Origin of the sequence: Xanthomonas arboricola (assembly GCF_003353015.1) — a bacterium.
In the GTDB taxonomy this organism is placed as follows: domain Bacteria; phylum Pseudomonadota; class Gammaproteobacteria; order Xanthomonadales; family Xanthomonadaceae; genus Xanthomonas; species Xanthomonas arboricola_E.
Genome location: NZ_QREM01000007.1, coordinates 159,490 through 180,567 on the forward strand (window position 1 = coordinate 159,490; position 21,078 = coordinate 180,567).

A 21,078-nucleotide genomic window follows, 5' to 3' on the forward strand; every position below is an offset into this window, starting at 1 on the left:
ATGTCGCCACTGATCGAATCGCTGTTATGGAAGCTCGGCGCCACCAGCGTGCAGACCGCCGTGCTGGCGTTGGTGGTGTGGGTGCTGTGCCGCGGCGTGCAGCGCCTGCCGGCCGCCACGCAAACCTGGTTGTGGTGGCTGGTGGGAGTGCAGGCGGTGGTCGGCCTGCTGTGGAACGCGCCGCTGCAGTTGCCGGTGTTGCCCGCCGCCACGCCCACGCCTGCCTTGATGGCCGGCGACAGCCTGGCGCCGATGGTGATGGCCAATGCCACTGCCTCCGGTGCGAGTGCGGTCGCCAACGCGACTGCCGCAGACGTGCTGCAGGGTGCAAGCGGTCCGTCCTGGGCGCTGTGGCTGGCCGTGTTGTGGGTTGCCGGCGTTGCGGTGATGGCGCTCGGCACCCTGCGCGCCTACCGTCGCAGCCGCGCCCTGGTCCGCGCTGCCGCACCGTGTACCGATCGTGCGCTGGTGGCCGCACTGCGCATGGCCGCAGAGGCACACGGCCTGCCGCAGCCGCCGGACATCCGTCTGTCGCAGCAGATCGCCTCGCCGCAGTTGATCGGCCCCTGGCGCCCGGTACTGCTGCTGCCCGCCGCACGCCTGCCGCAGATGGCCGACGACGATCTGGACATGGCGCTGACCCATGAACTGATCCATCTGCGCCGGCGCGATCTGTGGTGGGGCCTGCTGCCGTCGCTGGCGCAACACCTGTTCTTCTTCCACCCGCTGGTGCATCTGGCCGCGCGCGAATACGCCACCGCCCGCGAGGCCGCCTGCGATGCCGCGGTGGTCGCAGGCCATCGGCATTGCCGCCACGACTATGGCCGGCTGTTGCTGCAACTGGGCGTGGCACCGCGCCCGCATGGTGGCGTGGCCAGCGCCTCGCCATCCTTCCTCAGCCTCAAACGGAGATTGCTCATGTTGCAGAACCCGACCTCGTTCCCGCGGTTTGGCGCGGCGCTGATCCTGGGCGCGGTGGCCATCACCGGCGTGCTGCCGCTGCGCCTGGTGGCGATGCCCACCGCGCCGGCTGCTGCTGCCGCATCAACGACCACATCCGCCAGGCCCGCTGCGGTCAGGTCCGGCACGGTTGCACCGGCCACCGCGGCGGCCGCCGCACCGGCTGCTACGGCAGCGAACGCCGCACCGGCAAACGCCGCCGCACCGGCTGCAGGGGCGTCATCGGCAAGCCAGACCTTCACCACCACGTCCACGCACGGCCAGATCAACCTGTCGCATGACCCCGACCGCGATGCCTACGTGCTGCTGCAGGGCAACGACAGCGTCATGAATGGCTCGGTGGACGATCTCAAGCATGTGCGTCGTCTGGCCGGCAAGGATGCTCAGCTGATGTGGTTCCGCAAGGATGGCAAGCAGTACCTCGTGCGCGATCCCGACACCTTCAAGCGCATCAATGCGGTGTATGCGCCAATCACCGCGTTGGGCCAGGCGCAGGGCGCGCTGGGCGAGCGCCAGGGCAAGCTCGGCAAACAGCAGGGCGAGTTGGGTGCACAGATGGGTGAGCTGGGTGCACGTGCTGCCGATGCTGCCGCAAAGCGCGTCAATGCATCCCTGCGCGATACCGATGCGCACACGCAACAGGCCGCCGAGCGTGCGGCGCAGGCAGCAGAACGCGCAGTCCGTCAGGCCGAACAGGCCATGCAGCGCAGCGGCGCCCAACAGCGGATGCAGGCACGGGCCAGGCAGCAGGCGGCGCTGGCCACCGAGCAGGCAGATCTGGCCAGCCAGCAGGCCGCTGCCAGCGTCCGCGCCGACCAGCAAGCCCGGCGCATCATGCGCGAGGCGATCGCACAGGGGCTGGCCACGCAGATCGAGGGCTGATCGGCGCAGGCTGCGCGCCGAAGCCGTGCACACGCAGGCGGCGAGCAGACAACGCCATCCGGCCGGCTGCAGTGACTGCGTCAAACCAGCTCCGCGCCGCATGCGCCCTGCAAGCACGCAGGGCCGGCGACAGGCAGTGATGGTTGATTCGCTTGTGCCGCTGCTCGCCGATACTGTGCAGCAGGCGCAGACGGCGGGCAGGCGATGACGTACCGGGTGGTGGTGGTGGGTGGCTTCGGGCATTTCGGCGCGCGCATCGTGCGGGCGCTGGCGGCCACGGCGCAGATCCAGGTGATCGCGGCCGGGCGGCACCCCGGCGATGTGGCGACCACGTGGCCGGGTGTCGCACCCGGCCGCATCACCGCCTGCCGACTGGACACCGCGGCAAGCGATTTTGCCGCGCAACTGGCGGCCACTGCCGCCGATGCAGTGGTGCATACCGCAGGCCCGTTCCAGGGCCAGGACTACGCCGTGGCGCGCACCTGCCTGCAGGCCGGCATGCACTACATCGACCTGGCCGACGGCCGCACCTTCGTCCGCGATTTCCCCGCGGCACTGGATGCAGTGGCAAGGCAGGCGCAGCGCGTGGCCATCAGCGGCGCCAGCACCTTGCCGGCGCTGTCGAGCGCCGTCATCGATGCCTTGCTGCCGCGTTTTTCTGCCCTGCGCGATATCCGCATGGTCATCGCGCCCGCACAGGGCACCCCGTTGGGCCTGGCCACCGTGCGTGCGGTGCTGTCGTACTGCGGCACGCCGTTCACATGGCTGCATGAGGGCCGCTGGCAAACGGTGGTGGGCTGGGCCAGACCCAGGCGCGTGCAGTTCGCCCAGCTCGCGCCGCGGCTTGCGTCCGCGTGCGATGTGCCCGATCACGATTTATTGCCGCAGCGCTATCCAGGCGTGCAGACCGTGCAATTCCGCGCAGCGTTGGAGGTGGGATTCCTGCAGCGCTGCCTTGCTGGCATCGCCTGGCTACGCCAGCACGGCGTGCCACTGCCGATGGCGCGTCTGGCCGACGTGTTTGCACGTGCTGCACGCTGGTTCGATCGCGTCGGCACCGACCTCGGTGGCATGCGCGTGGAGCTGCGAGGCACCGGCCACGGCCACCTCAGCGATCGCCAGCCGCTACTGCTGCAGTGGGACCTCACTGCCCCGATGCTGCACGGCCCGGAAATTCCCTGTTTCGCCGCGATCCTGCTGGTGCGCAAGCTGGCCGCAGGGCAGGCGTTGCCGATCGGCGCGCATGCCTGCATGGGCCTGTTGTCGCTGGCCGAATTCGAGCAGGCGTTTGCCGCGTGGCAGATGACGACTGCGGTATCGGAAGTGCACCAGCAACCATGTGCGGCGCGGGACTGACGCCGCGTCCAGCCTTCGTTCACCAAGCAACGCGGCAAACAATGCCCCCCGCATCGACCTCAAGGTGCGTCCATCAACGGAATCACCTCGCGGTCCTGCGCCTCCACCGCCACCAGGCGCTGCAGCAGCAGCGACAAGGTCACCACGTCCTGGTGGTTGTGCTCGGCCACCCGGCGCAGGTTGCGCGCGCTGCCGCCGCGCAGGTAGCTCAGCCAGGCGGCCGGGGCCTCGGAGCCGGGCAGGTCGTCCTCGCGCACCACGCGCAGCAGTTGCCGTTCGATGGTGGCCAGCTTGCAGTTCTCCCAGGTGCCGCGATAACGCCGGCGCGTGGGGAACAGCAGGTCCACATGGTCCAGCGCGGAGATCGGGTCGCCGCGGCGCGCCAGCCGGTAGCGCGTCTTCAACAGCGGCGCGTCGTAGCAGCGGCCGTTGTAGCTGGACAGCACCGTCTGCGGCGCCAGCCAGCTGCGGAACAGGTCCAGCATCGCGCTTTCGGCCGCCATCGTGGACATCATCAGCTGGCGCACGCGCAGCCCGCTGCCCTGCGCAGCGTCGATGTGCCAGTCGGCCACGCCGATCATGAAGGCGCGCGTGCCGGTGCCGCCGGCCAGGCCGGTGGTTTCGGTGTCGAAGAACAATAGATCCATCGGGTCCACCGCGTCCTCGCGCTTGGCAAAGGCCAGCGACAATGCGTCGTGTGGGATCGGCTGCGGCAGGAAGGCTTCGATCAGGTGCAGGCCGGGCGCGATCTCGTTGCCGGGCAGCTGCCGATCGGTGGAGGCCACACGCAGCGGCGCATGCGCCGGGACCGCGCGCTCGCGCAGGCCGATCATCCTGCGCAGGCCGGCGCTATCGGTGCGTCGCTGCGGTGCCGGCGGTGCGGCGGGCGCAGCAGGTGTCGCGCGCACCGCCGGCATGCGCGCGGCCGCATCGGCCGCCGCGCCTGCCGGCCTGTGGCGCACCTCGTGCTCCACCCAGGCAAACGCCGAGGCATCGCGCGCAGGCGGTGCGGCAACCGGCGCCTGCAAGCTGCGGCGCGTCATGGCCGCTGCGATGTCCTGCGTGTGCGGGGCCTGCGCCGTGTCTGCGGCGCTTGCCTGTGCATGCCGTGCGGTGTCGGCGCGCACTGCCGGGCGCCACCCGGGCGAGGCGGCACCCGGCGCAGGCTGACGTTGCGCCCGCGTGGGCATCACTGCATCGTCCTTGCGCGGCGCAGGTGTCATGCCACCCACCTGACGACGCAGCAAGCGCAGGCGTTCTGCGCTGACGCCAGGGCCGTTGGCAGGCACTGGCGTTGCCGGGTCTTGCGGCGGCGCTGCCGCTGCAGCCATCGCGGTGGCGGCGCCCGTGCGCGCGCTGCCTGCAACGGTGCTCACGCTGGCCGCATCACCCGGCCTACGCGTGACCACCGCGGAGCGCAGCGGCTGCGCAGACGAACGCGCGGCGTCGTCGCTCGCCACCGCGGAGGGGTCATCGTCCAGGCCGCCGCGCGCGCTTGTCGGTGCAGCGCAGGGCGGCGCGAGGCCGCTGCGCCCTGCACCCTGCAACCGCGATGCACCCATTCCCGCCGGCGCGGCATCCTCGGCAGGAATGCGCTGCGCGCCTTGCCGTGCCGTCGCCTGCGGCACGCCACGCGCGCCGGCACCGGGGTGCGATGGCGACACGCCGCCCACACCGTCGCCACCCGCATCCATCGCAGGCAGCGGCTCCACGCCCTGCGCAGCCGCCACCGGTGCACGCACCTCGGCGTGCCCGGCCTGGCGCCGCAACAGCCGCAGCCGGTCCGCACTCACACGCATGCAAGCACGTCCAGCGCCAGGTCCTCGTCCACCTGGGTGGCATGCCGCAACGGCGCATCCGCATCGAACAGCAGCGCCAGCACCGTCAACGCCAGCGACTTGGGCGACTCGCCCTTGCATTCCTCATGCGCGGCCAGCACCGGGCCCACGCAAGCCGGGCAGCCGGCGCTGCAATCGCACCGCCGCACCAGCTCGTCGGCGCGCTGCAGCAGCTCGGCCTGGCGCAGCCACAGCGGCTCGCTCAGGCCCACGCCGCCGGGGAAGTTGTCGTACAGGTACACCGTGGGCACGAATGCCTGCTGCAACTCCACCGCGCCTTCTTCGCCTTCGTCCACGCCGCGCAGCTGCCCGCGCCCGGTCTGGTCGGCCACCGCAAACCACGCACCGTCGCCATTGCCCACGGCTTTTTGCAGGTCGCGCGCATCGGCCATCACCGCCACCGTGGCCACCACGTGCAGCGCGTAGGCGGCGCCCAGGAATCCATCCAGCGCATCCTGCTTGGACGCGAACGCCTTGCCCAGCGTGGCCTGCGGCAGCTGCCACCACACCGCGGTGGTGTGCAGTTCCTGGTCGGGCAGGTTGACCGGGCCATAACCGATGTTCTCGTGCGTGTAATAGCGGATCTTCTTGTAGCCGGACACGCGCCGCACCACATGCACCTCGCCATGATGCGAGTCGCCACGCCCGGCCACGCCGCCGTCGAAGCGGTCCAGCACCTTGAGCTTGGTGTAGTCGATGCTGTCGGTGTAGTAGTCCACGTGGGTGCGCGTGACATAGGCCTTGCGGCCTTCCCAGTCCAGCCGCTCCACCTGGTACGGCGTGCTCTGCACCATGTGGATGGCGCCTTCGTACAAGGTCAGCGCCGCGGCCGAGTAATCCACCTCGGCAATGATCTGCTGCTTGCCGTCGCTCTTGTCCACCACCACGAAGTTGCCGTCGGCCACCGAGCGCAGGCTCACCGCATTGGCCGGGTAGCTGTCGGCGATCCACTCCCAGCGGTCGCCTTCCTGGTGGATCACTTCGCTCTCGGCCAGCGCTTCCAGGAACACCAGCGGGTCGATCGGCCCGAACGGCTCGCTGGCAATGAACGGCAATTCGAACGCCGCGCAGCGGATGTGGTCGAACAGGATCAGCGGCTGGTCCGGCGCAATGCGCGCATGCTCGGGCGAGGCATCGGCAAAGAAATCCGGGTGCCGCACCACGTACTGGTCCAGCGGTTGCGAGCTGGCCACCAGCACGCCCAGCGCCGGTTGCTGGCGCCGCCCGGCACGGCCGAAGCGCTGCCAGGTCGCCGCCACGCTGCCGGGGTAGCCGTTGAGGATCACCACGTCCAGCGCGCCGATATCCACGCCCAGCTCCAGTGCCGAGGTGGAGACGATGCCGTCGATGTTGCCGGCGCGCATCGCGCGCTCCACCTCGCGCCGCTCGGTGGGCAGGTAGCCGCCGCGGTAGGCACGGATGCGTGGCGGCTTGCGCGGGTCGTGGTCGAAGATGTCCTTCAGGTACTTGGTCAGCACTTCCACCATCAGCCGCGTCTGCGCGAACACCAGCGTCTTCAGCCCGCTCTTGATCGCGATGCGCGCGATGCGGTTGCTCTGCGAACGTGCCGACGCGCGCAGGCCCAGGTCCGCATTGACCACCGGCGGGTTCCACAGCAGCACGTGCTTGTCGCCGGTGGGCGCGCCGGACTCGGTGATCGCATGCACCTGTTCCTCGATCAAGGCCTGCGCGTGCGCATGCGGGTTGCCGATGGTGGCCGAGCACAGGATGAACTGCGGGTTGGCACCGTAGAACGCGCAGATGCGCTTGAGCCGGCGCAGCACGTTGGTGACGTGGCTGCCGAACACCCCGCGGTAGGTGTGGATCTCGTCGATCACCACATAGCGCAGGTTCTCGAAGAACTGCGCCCACTTGGTGTGATGCGGCAGGATCGCCTGGTGCAGCATGTCCGGGTTGCTCACCACGATGTCGCCATGCAGGCGGATCGCCTGGCGCGCATCGCCCGGCGTGTCGCCGTCGAAAGTGAAGGCCTTCACCCCCAGCGCGCCGGCGCGGTTCAACTCCAGCAGCTCGGCCACCTGGTCCTGCGCCAGCGCCTTGGTCGGGAACAGGTACAGCGCCTTGGCCCCGGAAGTCATCGCCGCGCTCACCACCGGCAACGTGTAGCACAGCGACTTGCCCGAGGCGGTGGGCGTCACGATCGCCACATGCTCGCCGCGCTGGGTGGCCGCCCAGGCGTCGGCCTGGTGGCTGTAGAGCTGGCTGATGCCGCGCGCGCGCAAGGCGTCGGCCAGCGCGGCCGGCACGTCGTCGGGGATCGGCGCATAGCGGCCCTCGCGGCCGGGCAGGGTGAAGCTGCCGGTGATGCGGTCGTGGTAACGCCGTTCCAGGCGCTGCGTGAGCAGTGCGCCATCGCGGCTGGGCCGGCCATCGGTGGTGGCCAGCGCGCGTTCGGCGGTTTCGGTGCGGGGAGCGAGGGCAAACGGAGGCATACGGCGGCTCCCAAAGAGGGGCATGAGACAGGGGAGGTGTCTCAGGGTATGAGACCGCGGCCAAACCGGCGAGCCTGTGTCACTGAGCGGATTCAGCAAGCCGGGTATTCTGGTGGCCCCGCCGCGTCACCGTTGCCTGCACGGCGGGTTCCCCCCTCTCGAAGAACCGCCGTGCCCGTTTCCCCCAGCCTCACCGCCCCGCACTACAAGACCCGCTCCGCTCGCCGTGCCGATGTGATCGTGCATGCCGCCGGCCTGTTCCTGGCCATCGTCGGCGGTGCCTGGATGGTCTGGCGCGCCCACGCCAACCAGACCATGCTGCTGGCCACCTGCGTGTACGCGCTGGGGCTGCTGGTGATGTTCGGCTGTTCGGCGGCCTACAACTTCGCCCCGCCGCAGCGCCAGCCGATGCTGCGCAAGTTCGATCACGCCGGCATCTTCGTCATGATTGCCGGCTCCTACACGCCGTTCCTGCTGGTTGCCCTGGACGGCACCTGGCGCTGGGCGATGATCCTGGGCGTGTGGGGCGTGGCCCTGTTCGGCGTGTTTGCCAAGCTGTTTTTGCCCGGCATCGCCAAGGGCTTCTGGGTGGCGATCTACCTGCTGCTGGGCTGGGCCGGCATCGTGGTGATCAAGCCGTTCGTCGCCGGCCTGGACAGCACCGTGCTCTGGCTGATCGCCGCCGGCGGCGCGTTCTACACCGTGGGCGTCACCTTCTACGTGCGCAAGTCGCTGGTCTACAACCGCGCCATCTGGCACGCCCACGTGCTGGGCGGCGCGCTGTCGCACTGGTGCGCCATCTGGTTGTGCCTGCGGCCGTTGGGTGGGGTGTAGCCAGGTCGGCCGCCTCGCCCGGCGCAGCCGACTTGCCTCACCCTGAGTGATACTTTAGTGTCACTCCATGCGCACGGAACTTGTCACCACGCTCAAGCGTCAGGCCACCGAACTCCTCGCTGATGTCGAGCGCGACAAGGAGCCGATCCTGATTACCCAGCATGGTCTGCCCAGCGCATATCTGGTCGATGTCACCAGCTATGAGCGCCTGCAGCAGCGGATGGCGATCCTCGAAGGCATCGCCCGTGGTGAAATGGCGGTAGCGGAAGGCCGCAGCCTGAGCCACGAGCAGGCCAAGCAACGCCTGGCGCGATGGCTGAAATAGTCTGGTCGGAGCCGGCGGTGGCCGACCTGGACGCGATTGCCGACTACATTGCACTTGAGGACGCAGCCGCCGCAGCGGCACTGGTGAGACGGGTGGTTGCGCATGTCGAGCAATTGGCCGAGCACCCGGAGAGCGGGAGCCGCCCGCAGGAGCTCAAGCGCTCCCGCTACCGTCAAATCGTCGAACCACCGTGCCGCGTGTTCTACCGTGTGGATGGGCAGCGCGTCGTCGTGGTTCACGTGATGCGCTCGGAGCGCTTACTCCGGAGAAATCGTCTTTCGCGCTGACAGCCCCCCTACAACTTGGTCTTCAACACCGCCTCCAAGGCCGCGTCCGGCGCGATGCGGTCGGAGAGCACGATCACCGAATGCAGCGTGCCCCGGACCTGCACGGTGAGCGTGCAGCCAGGCTGCTGCAGGGTGGCAAGCTCACCTGGTCGGCAGCCGCACCCGGATGCCGTCCGTCGCAAGGCACGGGGCCAGCGGCGCACGCCGCTGCACCCACATGTCGCCCATCATCCGGTCCAGCCCGCGGTCCAGGCCGGTCACCAGCCCTGCGCCCGGGGTGAAGGTCAGCTCGCCGAAGTAGATCTGCCCGCGCTGGATGTACCAGTCCACCCGCACGTAGTCGACATCGCCCGCCAGCTGCTTGCTCAGTTCCAGCGCCTGTTCCAGCAGCGCCGGCGGGCTGGGCGGCGTGCGCCCGTCGTCGCGGATGCGGTGGAAGGCCGTGTGCAGGTTGTTCACGAAGAAGGTCATCGCCAGCTTTGGCGTCTCGAAGCGCCCGTAGATCACCTGCAGCACGTACTGAAAACTGCCGTCCACCTGCCGGAACATGTGGAACTTGTAGTCCACCGGCACCTGCTGCGCATCGCCGATGTACTGCTCCACCAGGATCCGCGGCGGAATATCGCGGTAATGGATCTCGCGCACCATGTCGGAGAAGTCGGTGCGCAGCCACTGGCCGCAGCGCTCGATGATGCGGCGTTTCTGCACCGCGTCCGGCTCCTCGCGCACCACCTCCACCATCGCCGCGCCATGGTTGGCCTTGATCACGGTCTGCCGCCACTGCGGCAGGCGCAACAACTCCTGCGGGTCGGTGCTGTCCAGCAGCAGCGGGATCAGGTATGCCTCGCCGATCCGGGCCGCCACGTACGCGCGCACCGCGAACTTGTCCGCCAGCCGCCGGTACAACGGGTAGTCGCCGTGCACGCACTTGCGGTAGAGGGTCTTCTCGTTGAAGCACTTGGGCGCATACAGGTCCGGCAGCCGCCCGAACGTGTGCAGGTAGTACAGCCGGTCCTGGTGCCGCCACGGCAGGGTGCGCAGCAGGCCGCGCGCGCCCTTGCGCAGCAGGCGCTTGAGGCTGGGCATGTCCGAGGGCGGTGCCGGTAGCGGCACCGGGGCCGCGCAGCGCTCGTCGAACGAGGCCATCAACGGCGGCGGCAGGGTCAACCATCCTTGCGCTGGCGCACCGCGCCCGCTCGCCAACGGCGTGGTGAGCGCCAGCATGTTGTCGGTCATGTCGGAATCCTTGATCCGCTAATAAAGTGCGACACAAGTCACATTTTATTGTGACGTAGCGCACGATATACGCAAAAGGCGAGACCAGGGGAGCAATTTGTTTCAATCCGCCTGCCTGCCTGAATCAGTCCGCTTCCATCCCCAGGCCGGTGGCCTCCACCCCGGCGGCCGGGCCACCGGATGGGGCCGCCCGGGGCCGGGCAAGGCCCGGTCCGCTGCGCCGCCGGGTCGGGGCGTGACCGCTCCGGCCACCGGGCGCGTGCTGCGTGGCCCGGTGGGCCCTTTGCACGCACCGGCCGCAACCGGCAACGTAGTCCGCTCTAACCCCAAGGGAGCCGTCTGCATGACCATCACCATCACCGCCTTCGAACGCTCGCCCGACGGCGGCAAGGGCCTGGTGCGCGATCTGCGCGTGCGCTGGGCACTGGAAGAGGTGGGCCAGCCCTACCAGGTGCGCCTGCTGCCCTTTGCCGCGCTGAAGCAACCGGCGCATCTGGCCCTGCACCCGTTCGGCCAGATCCCCACCTTCGAACAGGGCGCGCTGGTGCTGTTCGAAACCGGCGCCATCGTCCTGCACATCGCCGAGCGTTACCCCGGCCTGCTGCCGGCCGACCCCAACGCCCGCGCCCGTGCCATCGCCTGGATGTTTGCCGCGCTCAACACGGTGGAGCCGCCCAGCCTGGAGCTGGCCACCGCCACGCTGCTGGAAGCCGACAAGCCCTGGACCGCAGAGCGCATGCCGCTGCTGCAAAAGCGCATCCGCCGGCGCCTGCAGCACCTCACCGCGCACCTGGGCAGCAACGCCTGGCTCGATGGCGACTTCAGCGTCGGCGACCTGCTGATGGCGTCGGTGCTGCTGCGCATCGGGCACTTCGGCCTGCTGGACGACTTCCCCGAGCTGCTGGCCTATGTCACCCGTGCCGAACGGCGCCCGGCCTACCAGCGCGCCTTTGCGGCGCAGTGGGCGATCAACGGGGCAGGTGCCTGAGCGAGGGGGCCTACGGCAGGGAGCTTGCCGCGACCTCCCCGTGGGCCAGTGCCTTCCGCTGCCCACCGCCGCAGGCCGCAGTCGCATGGCGCGCCGACATCGCGCACCATCGCCACAGTCTTCAACGGAATGGAGGAACCCATGCGCACAACCCACATCCTGGCTTTGGCCGCCCTGTCCAGTGCGCTGGCCGCCTGCACAGAGCGGCCAGCGCCTATCGATCGGGCATCACTGGCTGCGCCTGCAGCGCCCACGCCCACGGCAGGCCCCGGCGCAGCAGCACCGTCGCCGGATCGAATAACCGCCCTCACCCAGGGCGCGAGCCAGCAGGCACGGCGCTACCTGTGCCCGCAGGGTCCGGGCGCGTGCAAGGCCAGTGGGCCATTGGTGGCCGACTCCGAAGCAGAAGCACAGTGGCTGCTCACCCACGGCTACCCCACCGAGCGCGAGCGCGCACGCCTGGATACCTTGCACCTGGACCAGCTCAGCGCAGCGTCGCAAGCAGGCAACCAGGCCGCCACGGTGGTCTACGGCGTCAGGACCGCAGCAGCCGGCCGCTTCTCCACCGGCATTGGCATCCTGCGGCGGGCCGCACTGGCCGGCAACCTCTATGCCTACTACGGCCTGTCGGAGGTGTATGCCAGCGACACGCAGCACAAGAACCTGGTCGACAGCCTGGCCTACCTGCGCCTGGCGTATCTGGTAGGTGATGGCAAAGCTTCGCGCGCCATCGCAGCGAAAGGGCTGAGCGGCGTCGAAAACGCCGTTGCCGACGAGCGCGCCGCAGCGCTCTACAAGACGTTTTCCAATTATCAGCGTCCCTCGCCCAGGCCACTCGAGTAAGCCCGGCGCGCGCCGAGTGTACGGCCGTGCAGCAGGCACCGCCTGCGCAGCTGCAGCAGCCCGGTGCGTCACCGGGCACACCCCGGCAGACAGTCAACGCAGCACGGCGGCCTGCGCGGCCGCCACACTGCCGAACGCCCACCTCACCAGACCTGTGCACGCTCCTGCTCGGAGCGCACCATCGCATCGCCCGCCTTGCAGGAAAACGCCTTGGCGTACTGCGGCAGGTTGGACGGCCCGGCATTGACGCGTACCACGCTGGGCGGGTGCGGGTCGGCGTTGAGTGCCTTCACCTGGGCTTCTTCGCGGCGGGCATTGCGATACAGCCGGGCCCAGTTGATGAAGAACCGTTGCTCGGGCGTATAGCCGTCGATGGCGACATTGCGCTCGGGGTGCTGTTGCAGCTCCAGCATCAGCGCGTCGTAGGCGATGGTGATTCCGGTGAAGTCGGCGATGCTCTCGCCCAGCACCAGTTGCCCGTTGACGTGCAGGTCCGGCCTGCTCTTGAGCGGCACGTAGCGGCTCATCTGCTGCTTGATCCTGCCAGTGCGCGTGTCGAACGCGGCAACATCCGCGGGCAACCACCAGTTGCGGGTGGCGCCGATGGCATCGAACTGCCTGCCCTCGTCATCGAAGGCATGGCTGATCTCGTGACCGATCATGCCGCCGATTCCGCCATAGTTGAGGCCATCGTCGGCCGTGGCCGCAAACAGCGGCGGTTGCAGGATCACGGCGGGAAAGTAGATGCTGTTTTCGCTTGGTGCGTAGAAGGCATTCACGGTCTGCGGCGCCACATCGCCCCAGCTCTTGCGGTCCACCGGCTTGCCGACCTTGGCCATCTCGGCGCGGTGATTGAACGCCGCCGCCCGCTCGATGTTCTGCAGGTAGGTGCCGGTGTCCAGCTGCAGGCCCGACCACGCCCGCCAGGTGTCCGGATACCCGATCTTCGGCATCATGTTGGCCAGCTTGTCCAATGCCTTGGCCTTGGTCGCAGGGCTCATCCAGTCGGCGTGCGTGATGCGCAGCTTCATGGCGGCGCGCACATTCTCCACCAGCGCCAGCACCTGCTGCTTGGAGGCCGGGGGAAACTTCTGGGCGACATACAGCTGGCCCATCGCCTCGGCGATCGTCTGGTTCAATGTGGTGATCACCTGTTTCCAGCGCGGCTGCTGCACCTGCCGGCCCTCCAGCGTTGTGGAGTGGAACGCGAAGTGGTTCTGCGCGAACGGCTTGCTCAGTGCCGGCGCCGCATCGTCGATGGTGCGGAAGCGCAGATAGGCTTTCCATTGCGCCACCGGCGCGCGCTGCAACTGCGTATCGAATGCCTTGAAGAACGCCAGCTGCGACAGCGCCAGGCCGCTTTCCCCGGTGACACCTTGCGCGGCCATGAAGCGGTCCCAGGCAAAGTGTGGCGTCAGTGCATTGGCCTGCGCGGTGGTGAGCCAGTGGTACATGTTCTTCGGCTCGCGCTGCTCGGCCGGCGCGAGCAGCGCGGCGGCCAGGCGGCTTTCCAGCTGCAGCACCTGCCCGGCCTGCTCGGCCGCTTGCTCGGCCGGCACGCCGGCCAGGACGAACGTGCGCTGGATGTACGCAAGGTAGGCCTTGCGGATGGGAGCGTACTGCGCGTCCATATAATAATTTTTTGCGGGCAGCGTCATGCCTTCGACCAGGGCATAGCCCACCATCTTCGACACGCTCTGCGCGTCGGGCTGGGCAATGAACTGGAACAGCACGCTGTCGCCCTCGGCATGGCGCTGGGTGATGAAGCCGGCAATGTCGCCCGCATTCGTCAAGGCATCGATCACCGCCAGCCGCTGCTGGATGGGCGCCGCGCCCAGGCGCTCGATGCCTGCCTCGTCCATGCCCGAGGCGTAGAACGTCCTGACCAGCTGCTCCACCGAGCCGCTGGCCGGCTGCGCTTTCAGCAAGGCCTCTGCAATGGCGTGCTGATCCCGATAGCTGGCGTTGTAGACGTCATACGAGGTGCCGATGCCCACCTCGTCGTCGGGGATGCCCCTGGCCAGCGCCTTGCCGTTGGCAAAGGCATTCAGATCCTGGCAGGCGTTGGCAGCGCGATCCAGTTCGCTGATATCCAATGCCGGTGCAGCCGCAGTGGCCGCCGCCGCCGCGGGCGTGGATGCGGTGGGCGCGGTCGCTTGCTCGCTGGCCTGCCTGCAACCGCTCAATGCCATGAAGGTGGCAAGCGCGAGACTGTGTCTGCTCAACATGGGCGTGGCAGCCGTGCATGGGGAAGGTGCCGCGAGCTTAGGCGAGCCTTGCGCGCAGGCTGCGCGCGGGCGAACAAAGTTGAGGATTCCCGCGCCCGCAACGGCACACGCGTGCAGGTAAGCGAAGCGCCGGCGGCGCACCGGCACCGGCACCACCGCAGCGCAGGTGTCGCTAGCGATTGAGCTGCGGAATCTTCGCAAACGCCTCGGCAATGAAATCCATGAACACCAGCGCGCGCTTGGGCACCAGCCGGTTGGCGGCGTAGACAATCTGCATCGGCGCCGGCGGCGGCGCAAAGGCATCCAGCACGGTCTGCAATTCGCCCGAGGCCAGGCCTTGTTCGTACAGCCACGCCGGTCCCTGGCCGATGCCGAGCCCGGCGCTGACCGCCGCGCGCGCGGCCTCGGGCGAGTTGACCCGAAAGCGGCCGGACACCGGCACGTCGGTCTCGCGGAAACGCCAGCTCGCCCCGGTGCTGAGCAGCGTGTACAGCACGCAGTCGTGGTGGCGCAGGTCCTCGGGCACGGCCGGCACCCCGCGCCTGTCCAGGTAGGCGCGGCTGGCCACCGTCACCCGCGTGAACGCGCCGATGCGGCGTGCGCGCAGCGCGCTGCTGTCCAGGTGGCCGATGCGGATGGCCAGCTCCGCGCCTTCGTCGAGCAGGTTCACGTAGCGGTCGTTGATCTGCAGGTCCAGCTCCAGTGCCGGAAACCGCTGCAAGAACGCCGGCACCAGCGGCAGCACGAAGGTATGCGACAACGCCGTGGGGCAGGCCACCCGCAGCAGCCCGGATGGCTGCACATCGTCGCGCAGCGCCATTTCAGACTCGCCCACCGCATCCAGGATGCGGCGCACCTCCGCGTAATAGCGCTCGCCCTCCGGGGTGAGCACCAGCTTGCGGGTGGAGCGGTTGAGCAGCCGGGTCTGCAGGTGCTGCTCCAGCGCCGCCACATGCCGGCTGACGTTGGGCTGGCCCAGCCCCAGGTCGCGCCCGGCGGCGGAAAAGCTGCCCGTCTCCACCGCGCGGGCAAAGCAGGTCATCAGCAAAAACCGGTCCATGCGTCCTCGATTCATGCGCACAGCGCATGAAGGTTATGTTCCCGCTGGATCTTATAGCAGCAGGCGCATGGGGCGAAGATGCCGCATCGAAGGCCGCCATACGGCGGCCGGGCACCGCACCATCAGGAGCACACCATGTCACGTCTTGCAGGCAAACGTACCCTCATCACCGGCGGCACCACCGGCATTGGCCTGGAAACCGCCAAGCAGTTCCTCGCCGAAGGCGCCCGCGTCATCGTCACCGGCGTCAACCCCGACTCCATCGCCAAGGCCCAGGCCATCCTGGGGCCGGACGTGCCGGTGCTGCGCGCCGACTCGGCCAGCGTTGCCGCCCAGCAGGAGCTGGCGCAGGCGGTGCAGGCCCATTACGGCCAGCTGGACGTCGTCTTCCTCAACGCCGGCGTCTCGGTCTGGGTGCCGATCGAGGAGTGGACCGAGCAGGCCTTCGACGCCTCCTTCGCCATCAACGTCAAGGGCCCGTACTTCCTGCTGCAGGCGCTGCTGCCGGTGCTGGCCAACCCCGCCTCGGTGGTGCTCAACACCTCCGTCAACGTGCATGCCGGCATGGCCCGCTCGTCGGTGTATGCCGCCACCAAGGCCGCCTTCCTCAGCATGACCAAGACGCTGTCCAGCGAACTGCTGGGCCGCGGCATCCGCGTCAACGCCGTCAGCCCCGGCCCGGTGGAAACCCCGCTGTACGACAAGCTCGGCGTGCCCGACGCCTACCGTGCAAAGCTCAACGAGGAAATCGCCGCCAGCATCCCGATGGGCCGCTTCGGCACCCCGGAAGAGGTGGCCAAGGCCGTGCTGTACCTGGCCTCGGACGAATCCAGCTGGACGGTGGGGTCGGAACTCGTGGTCGACGGCGGGCGCCTGCTCAACGGCTGAGCCCCGCGCGCACCCGCCAGGCGCCGGCAGGCGCCGCGCATCGCCGCCCTGCCGGCACCCACCTGCGCCTGCGCATCGCCCTGCACCGGTTGCATGGCGAGGCGCAGGCGTCTTTTTGCCATGCAGGCAAGGCCGGCCCACGGCTGCCCTGGCCCCCCCCTTTCGCAACGCGAGCCATTGCCCATGCCCAACACCCTCACCCTGATCAGCCACCCGCTGTGCCCGTTCGTGCAACGCGCCGCCATCGTGCTGCAGGAACACGCGGTCGCCTTCGAGCGCGTGGATATCGACCTGCACGCCAAGCCGGACTGGTTCCTGGCCCTGTCGCCCACCGGCAAGGTGCCGCTGCTGCGCATCGGCCAGCCGGATGGCAGCGTGGCCACCCTGTTCGAGAGCGTGGTGATCTGCGACTACCTCGACGAGACCAGCGGCAGCACCAGCCTGTACCCGCGCGACCCGCTGCAACGTGCACAGCAACGCGCCTGGATCGAGTTTGCCGCGCCCACCTTTGCCGACGCCTGGCAGTTCCTCAATGCGAGCGACCAGGCCAGCGCCGACACCGCCAGCGCCGCCTTCCGCGGCAAGCTGCAAAAGCTCGAAGACGTGCTGGGCGAAGGTCCTTACTTCGCAGGCTCGGCATTTGGCATGGTCGATGTGGTGTTCGCCCCGCTACTGCGCTACTTCGGCCTGCTGCCCGCCGATGTCTGTGCACCCCTCTTTGAAGGGCTGCCGCGCATCGGCGCCTGGCGCGCCGCCCTGGCCGCCCGGCCCAGCGTCATCGGCGCGGTGGGGCAGGACTACGCCAGCCGCTTCCAGCAGCATCTGCACAGGCAGCGCGCCCTGCTGGCAGAGGCGGTGCTTGTGCCCGCGTAAGCAGCCAATGCTCCGTGCAGGCCTGATCGCCTGCCTGCGCTACTTGGCGCGCGGTGCATAGACGCGCAGGCGCTGCGGCAGGCAATGCTCTGCCAAAGCCCTACTCAAACTCATGGAAGGCTGTCGGAAACTGCTGCTATTCCGACTGTTCGGCGGCCAAGTACGGCGCTACCCGAACTAAGAACGGCTTATTCCCGCCATCTCGCAGAAGCTTGCCGAAGTTATGTCAGTTTGAACGTAACAGTCTGGTGGTGCGCCTTATATGCACAGGTACTTCCGCAGGTGGATTAACGCCTGGCGCCCTGTATCCAAGTCCTATTGCCCCGCACTGGCTGCCACGCTCACCCATGACCAGGCGCGGCAGCCGTTGCTTGAGCCGTGTCGCAGTGATCGTTTGGCCGACTGCTGTTGCACACCGCCCCTTAAATATCTACCGAAAAATCACCAGGTCTTGGACAGCATCGCTTTGGCCTAAGTAGCCACAATTGTTGCAATTTCTGCCTCAATCGCTAGTTGCATCGCGCTATAAAGATCTATGTCTACTGATAGTTCAGGAGAAGTGACGGAAACAATTAAAGAATATTTGGCGCTGCGGTTAAATCTCTCGTGGGACTCTCTCGTTTTCCACCATCCGCCCACCGGGTAAACCGCAAGATGCTTTGAGCCTGCTAGAGAAGCAGCACTGCAAGTGAGCCTGTCGTGGTGTAGCGACCCTCTAAACCTTTTCTTTTCACCCAAAGCCCATCCCTGTGAACCGATTATCTTCGGATCTTCCTCTTCTCCTTGACTGGCAGCCTTATTAATTCTTGCGAGAAAGCTCGGTAGAGATTCGGCGCTCTTCTGGAGAGAAAAGCGTAATCCATGAGACGCATATGAAAATCTATTGTTTCTTCCCCGCTCACCTGGATTGGGTTCTATGAAATAAGATAGTGTGACCCGAAGTTCCACATCTTTGTCAAGCAAGGCGCCAAGCGCATCAGGCCATGGCAGTTTATGGAGTCGCATCTCATGTGATGTAACTCCACCCCCTGAGGTCTTTCCATTAACTACTTTCTTAGCCTTGCGCGAAAATGGCGTGAGCTCACTTTCTGCTATTAGCGTAACTGAATTTGAGTCGCTATGCAGTGCGATCTCTAAGTTTGGCTCACCCCACCCACAGTGTCTAAGCCGATTTTCGACAGCTTCATGCGAGGCCCCAGGAAATTGATTCAATAGAGAATCATTCCATTCAGCGCTGTGAACAATTATCCCCCGAATTGTCTCGGCCCGAAAATTTTTATATTGAGCCTGTAGTTTAGCTGCGAAACCCGAAGCCAAAGCACATGCTGCACTCGTCGCCTCTGTAGTTGAAAAATGGGAAGCTGTAGGCTTGTGGGATGTAGTGAGCAGGCTCAGGCTATCGAAACGACTAGCAAAGTCACCATCGAGCCCCATGTTTCCGCCTTCAAACACTACATCAGGCTTAAACGGCAACTCCCTGTCCCAGGGTCGTGACGTAGTGCTAAAAGGACTAAGTCCGCCAGGGCTAGCTATAGGGGAATAATGTGCCGCATCCTCTTCAGTGATAGAGGTCTTATGAGTTATTGCCCCGACCGTTAAGGCGTTCCAAGATTGTGCCGGATCTTCGATTCCACTTGAGCTATTTAATGAATGGTAGCAAGTAGACGTTCGAGCCTGAATGTTTCCACCACTCAGTATCATTAAGCGAGGCGTGGATCCATCATTGGCCCAATCGGACGTTATGGCGTCTATTTCAGAAGACCAAGCTGTAGGCTTTCCTAAATAAGTACTAGCTGTGGACGTTATAGCTAATGAAAATATGCGTGTTCTAAAGGGGTGTCTAATCTCAGGAAGAGCTACTGCTTGAGATGTGGCATAACCATAATGTTCATGATAATCGGAAGAGTTATCGGGCAGGATTTTAACTGATTCAATCCTATATGGTATATCAATGGGTAATCTAGAGCTTAGTGAGTCTGTTAAATCACCCCACGCAATAATCCCACATTGTTCAGTGCCGTGCCCGGCTTCATCTTGAGTCGACCAAGAAGGCACTAAACAGTGACTATCAAAGTCTGAGATGAGGCTTCTGAGTAGTGGGTGTGCATACGCGCATCCCGTATCAAGCACGCATACGTAAGGTGGATTGAGCCTGTAATCCCTAAAGGTAGCTCTAGATAGAAGCTCATCTGTCCAATGCCGCTGTTCCTGCGGGTTTTGATGCATAAAAAAGTCTGCTGTTTCAGGAGCTAGTCGCAGTTCAGCGATTTGTCCGAGCAGATCTAATGAGCCTTTTAGTTGCGAAATGGATCCACTAATTTGAATGACTGCTCTTTCTGGAAAGAAAAGAGTTTTCTCCGCTACCGATATGCCAATCAAGGTAGCAACCGCTCGGAAACGATCGACTCTGCCTTTGAGAGTTTCTGTCGATTGTTTGCCTCTTTTGCGTAAGTGTGGAGATCCAATCCAAACTTCGAATTTACATTCAGAATTTTCGTCAGGTATCAATGTGGACCCTGTCCAGAGATCCTCAATTACCGCTGCACGAATTTCACGAATTGAGTCAATTAATTTCTGGCCGTCCCTCGATTCTCCTGTGGCAGTTTTTTTGAAAGAAAGATAGTCTGTTATTTTTCTTTCAAAAACTGCCAATTTACCCTCCGGTATCCAGGCAATCGCGTATTCCTCACCACCTTCATCCTGAACGCACAACAGTTCAATGCCGTCGCTGCTTCTATCAAAAGATTCAGCTGCAAGTTCGATATTGGGAAAACTAGAAAATCTGACAATAAGGCCAAAGCCAGCATCCCAGCCGGAACTTTCTTGACTAAATTTAGCATCATCCAGTGCCGCTGATACGCTAGCGAGATCGCCTCGCAACTTTCCAGCGTGTCGCTGTCGATCTTGTGGCGGTACTGATTTTTTCTCTCCTCCAGTCTTCGGGACGAATGCTGGCGCCGTGCTCAGCTGAGGAGGCAACTTAATATGCGGCCTTGGATTTTTAGGCATTCCCTGCTCACGTTTTTAAAGGCGTGTCCATACCGAATGCATCGCATGTCTTTCGGCGATCATTGCGCCGATAGTCTTTGCTTGCACCTTCTTTTCGTTAGAAATCAAAGTTTCTTTTATTGCATCATCAGCTGCACGTACGATTTCTGCATAGCTAAGTCCTTCAGCCTGTGAGGCTAGGTTTGCCCAGCTTGTTCTTTGTGGAGTGAGCCCGTTAAGCCTGTTTTTTAATAGGCTAGATATTTGGGATGTGTCAGGTAACTCATAGCTAAGAATGTCGTCGAACCGACGCAGGAGCGCATGGTCTAATATATTCGGATGATTAGTTGCAGCTAATATTAGACTTGAAGACGTATCTTGCTCTAGCATCTGAAGAAAACTATTTAGTATTCTGCGGGCTTCCCCTACATCGTTTTCGTTGCTACGCTGTGAGCCGATAGCATCAAACTCGTCAAAAAAGTAGACGCCCCGAGTCGCTTCAATTGCCTCGAAGACTTGTCGTAATCTAGTAGCGGTCTCGCCTAGAAATTTAGTGATTAATGCATCTAATCGTATGGTAAGAAGCGGGATCCCGAGTTCGCCAGCAAGAGCACTCGCCGTTAGTGTTTTACCGGTACCTGGAGGGCCCACCAGAAGAAGCTTCCTTCTTGCAGATAGGCCGTGCGCCGAAATCTTCGTTACGTACCTTTGCTCTTTTATGACACGCTGAAGCTGACTCGAAAGCCGTGCACTAGCAACTAGGTCCGTTACTCTTGTGTTCGGATACGAAGCTTGTAGTAAAGCTGCAAGCTCTCCGCGGGGTTGATGGAGTGGAGTTGCACGGGCTGGCTTACGAGAGCGTGCACTGTCTACTAGATGCTTAATGTCTTCAGCTGCTTTGAAATGGCCACGCTTCGCTTCAGCGGCAGCGAGTTGAAGAGCGACTGCTAAAAAATGTTCGTCATCGCCATCGCGATACGATTTTACAAGCGCCTTGATCTGGTCGGCGTTGGACATTACATGTGGTGTCCGTAGTTAA

The 21,078-nt window shown here is 65.0% G+C and carries 16 protein-coding genes; 9 read left to right on the top strand and 7 right to left on the bottom strand.

The window, feature by feature from the left end; all coding sequences use genetic code 11:
- Nucleotides 1-1,842, top strand: a complete 1,842-nt coding sequence (locus C0541_RS04120; protein WP_115046017.1) for a M56 family metallopeptidase — start codon at nt 1-3, stop codon at nt 1,840-1,842.
- A 204-nt stretch (nt 1,843-2,046) separates the two neighbouring features.
- Complete coding sequence (locus C0541_RS04125) at nt 2,047-3,198, top strand: saccharopine dehydrogenase NADP-binding domain-containing protein (RefSeq protein WP_115046019.1); 1,152 nt, start codon at nt 2,047-2,049, stop codon at nt 3,196-3,198.
- 59 nt (nt 3,199-3,257) lie between these two features.
- Here the strand turns inward: C0541_RS04125 and C0541_RS04130 are convergent, their stop codons facing one another.
- The gene (locus C0541_RS04130) at nt 3,258-4,997 is read right to left on the bottom strand and encodes a ribonuclease H-like domain-containing protein (RefSeq protein ID WP_193725861.1); all 1,740 of its coding nucleotides are present in this window, start codon (nt 4,995-4,997) and stop codon (nt 3,258-3,260) included.
- Nucleotides 4,988-7,489, bottom strand: a complete 2,502-nt coding sequence (locus tag C0541_RS04135) for a DEAD/DEAH box helicase (protein WP_161959871.1) — start codon at nt 7,487-7,489, stop codon at nt 4,988-4,990. Before C0541_RS04135 ends, C0541_RS04130 begins: the two co-directional genes overlap by 10 nt.
- Before the next feature lie 171 nt (nt 7,490-7,660).
- Between C0541_RS04135 and trhA the strand changes: the two genes are divergently transcribed.
- The 3 genes from trhA to C0541_RS04150 all read left to right on the top strand — a co-directional run bounded on the left by trhA (nt 7,661) and on the right by C0541_RS04150 (nt 8,935).
- A complete protein-coding gene (gene trhA, locus C0541_RS04140; protein ID WP_115046022.1) occupies nt 7,661-8,323 on the top strand; it encodes a PAQR family membrane homeostasis protein TrhA in 663 nt (220 codons plus the stop codon).
- Nucleotides 8,324-8,390: 67 nt separating this feature from the next.
- Nucleotides 8,391-8,648: a type II toxin-antitoxin system Phd/YefM family antitoxin gene (locus tag C0541_RS04145; RefSeq protein ID WP_104585948.1), complete on the top strand. Its 258-nt coding sequence runs from the start codon at nt 8,391-8,393 to the stop codon at nt 8,646-8,648.
- Nucleotides 8,636-8,935 (top strand): type II toxin-antitoxin system RelE/ParE family toxin, encoded by a 300-nt coding sequence (locus C0541_RS04150; RefSeq protein ID WP_104585946.1) that lies wholly within the window; start codon nt 8,636-8,638, stop codon nt 8,933-8,935. Before C0541_RS04145 ends, C0541_RS04150 begins: the two co-directional genes overlap by 13 nt.
- 141 nt (nt 8,936-9,076) lie before the next feature.
- On the opposite strand, the gene C0541_RS04155 is transcribed toward C0541_RS04150, so the two are convergent.
- Complete coding sequence (locus C0541_RS04155; RefSeq protein ID WP_429001329.1) at nt 9,077-10,171, bottom strand: ATP-grasp fold amidoligase family protein; 1,095 nt, start codon at nt 10,169-10,171, stop codon at nt 9,077-9,079.
- A 343-nt stretch (nt 10,172-10,514) separates the two neighbouring features.
- On the opposite strand from C0541_RS04155, the gene C0541_RS04160 reads away from it, so the two are divergent.
- Complete coding sequence (locus tag C0541_RS04160) at nt 10,515-11,159, top strand: glutathione S-transferase family protein (RefSeq protein ID WP_115046023.1); 645 nt, start codon at nt 10,515-10,517, stop codon at nt 11,157-11,159.
- 141 nt (nt 11,160-11,300) lie between these two features.
- Nucleotides 11,301-12,002, top strand: coding sequence for a hypothetical protein (locus C0541_RS04165; protein WP_429001330.1), 702 nt, complete (start codon nt 11,301-11,303; stop codon nt 12,000-12,002).
- 143 nt (nt 12,003-12,145) lie between these two features.
- Here the strand turns inward: C0541_RS04165 and C0541_RS04170 are convergent, their stop codons facing one another.
- Both C0541_RS04170 and C0541_RS04175 read right to left on the bottom strand, forming a co-directional pair.
- The gene (locus C0541_RS04170; protein ID WP_115046026.1) at nt 12,146-14,230 is read right to left on the bottom strand and encodes a M13 family metallopeptidase; all 2,085 of its coding nucleotides are present in this window, start codon (nt 14,228-14,230) and stop codon (nt 12,146-12,148) included.
- A 172-nt stretch (nt 14,231-14,402) separates the two neighbouring features.
- Nucleotides 14,403-15,305, bottom strand: coding sequence for a LysR family transcriptional regulator (locus tag C0541_RS04175; RefSeq protein WP_115046029.1), 903 nt, complete (start codon nt 15,303-15,305; stop codon nt 14,403-14,405).
- Between the two features lie 120 nt (nt 15,306-15,425).
- On the opposite strand from C0541_RS04175, the gene C0541_RS04180 reads away from it, so the two are divergent.
- Together C0541_RS04180 and C0541_RS04185 are read left to right on the top strand one after the other, a co-directional pair.
- Nucleotides 15,426-16,178 carry an SDR family oxidoreductase gene (locus C0541_RS04180; protein WP_115046031.1) on the top strand — a complete coding sequence of 251 codons (753 nt, stop codon included), beginning with the start codon at nt 15,426-15,428 and terminating at the stop codon, nt 16,176-16,178.
- A gap of 183 nt (nt 16,179-16,361) precedes the next feature.
- A complete protein-coding gene (locus C0541_RS04185) occupies nt 16,362-17,051 on the top strand; it encodes a glutathione S-transferase family protein (protein ID WP_115046034.1) in 690 nt (229 codons plus the stop codon).
- Nucleotides 17,052-17,522: 471 nt separating this feature from the next.
- Here C0541_RS04185 and C0541_RS04190 read toward each other — a convergent pair whose 3' ends face one another.
- Complete coding sequence (locus C0541_RS04190) at nt 17,523-19,931, bottom strand: S8 family peptidase (RefSeq protein WP_161959872.1); 2,409 nt, start codon at nt 19,929-19,931, stop codon at nt 17,523-17,525.
- Nucleotides 19,932-20,075: 144 nt separating this feature from the next.
- Nucleotides 20,076-21,056, bottom strand: coding sequence for an AAA family ATPase (locus C0541_RS04195; RefSeq protein ID WP_115046036.1), 981 nt, complete (start codon nt 21,054-21,056; stop codon nt 20,076-20,078).
- Nucleotides 21,057-21,078 lie beyond the last annotated feature (22 nt).

Excerpts from the sequence above, each read along its gene's own strand:
- C0541_RS04195 (WP_115046036.1), bottom strand. The coding sequence starts at position 21,056 with ATGTCCAACGCCGACCAGATCAAGGCGCTTGTAAAATCGTATCGCGAT.
- C0541_RS04130 (WP_193725861.1), bottom strand. The coding sequence starts at position 4,997 with ATGCGTGTGAGTGCGGACCGGCTGCGGCTGTTGCGGCGCCAGGCCGGG.
- C0541_RS04180 (WP_115046031.1), top strand. The coding sequence starts at position 15,426 with ATGTCACGTCTTGCAGGCAAACGTACCCTCATCACCGGCGGCACCACC.
- C0541_RS04120 (WP_115046017.1), top strand. The coding sequence starts at position 1 with ATGTCGCCACTGATCGAATCGCTGTTATGGAAGCTCGGCGCCACCAGC.
- C0541_RS04185 (WP_115046034.1), top strand. The coding sequence starts at position 16,362 with ATGCCCAACACCCTCACCCTGATCAGCCACCCGCTGTGCCCGTTCGTG.
- C0541_RS04125 (WP_115046019.1), top strand. The coding sequence starts at position 2,047 with ATGACGTACCGGGTGGTGGTGGTGGGTGGCTTCGGGCATTTCGGCGCG.
- C0541_RS04175 (WP_115046029.1), bottom strand. The coding sequence starts at position 15,305 with ATGAATCGAGGACGCATGGACCGGTTTTTGCTGATGACCTGCTTTGCC.
- C0541_RS04135 (WP_161959871.1), bottom strand. The coding sequence starts at position 7,489 with ATGCCTCCGTTTGCCCTCGCTCCCCGCACCGAAACCGCCGAACGCGCG.
- C0541_RS04170 (WP_115046026.1), bottom strand. The coding sequence starts at position 14,230 with ATGTTGAGCAGACACAGTCTCGCGCTTGCCACCTTCATGGCATTGAGC.
- C0541_RS04150 (WP_104585946.1), top strand. The coding sequence starts at position 8,636 with ATGGCTGAAATAGTCTGGTCGGAGCCGGCGGTGGCCGACCTGGACGCG.
- C0541_RS04145 (WP_104585948.1), top strand. The coding sequence starts at position 8,391 with ATGCGCACGGAACTTGTCACCACGCTCAAGCGTCAGGCCACCGAACTC.
- C0541_RS04165 (WP_429001330.1), top strand. The coding sequence starts at position 11,301 with ATGCGCACAACCCACATCCTGGCTTTGGCCGCCCTGTCCAGTGCGCTG.
- C0541_RS04160 (WP_115046023.1), top strand. The coding sequence starts at position 10,515 with ATGACCATCACCATCACCGCCTTCGAACGCTCGCCCGACGGCGGCAAG.
- C0541_RS04155 (WP_429001329.1), bottom strand. The coding sequence starts at position 10,171 with ATGACCGACAACATGCTGGCGCTCACCACGCCGTTGGCGAGCGGGCGC.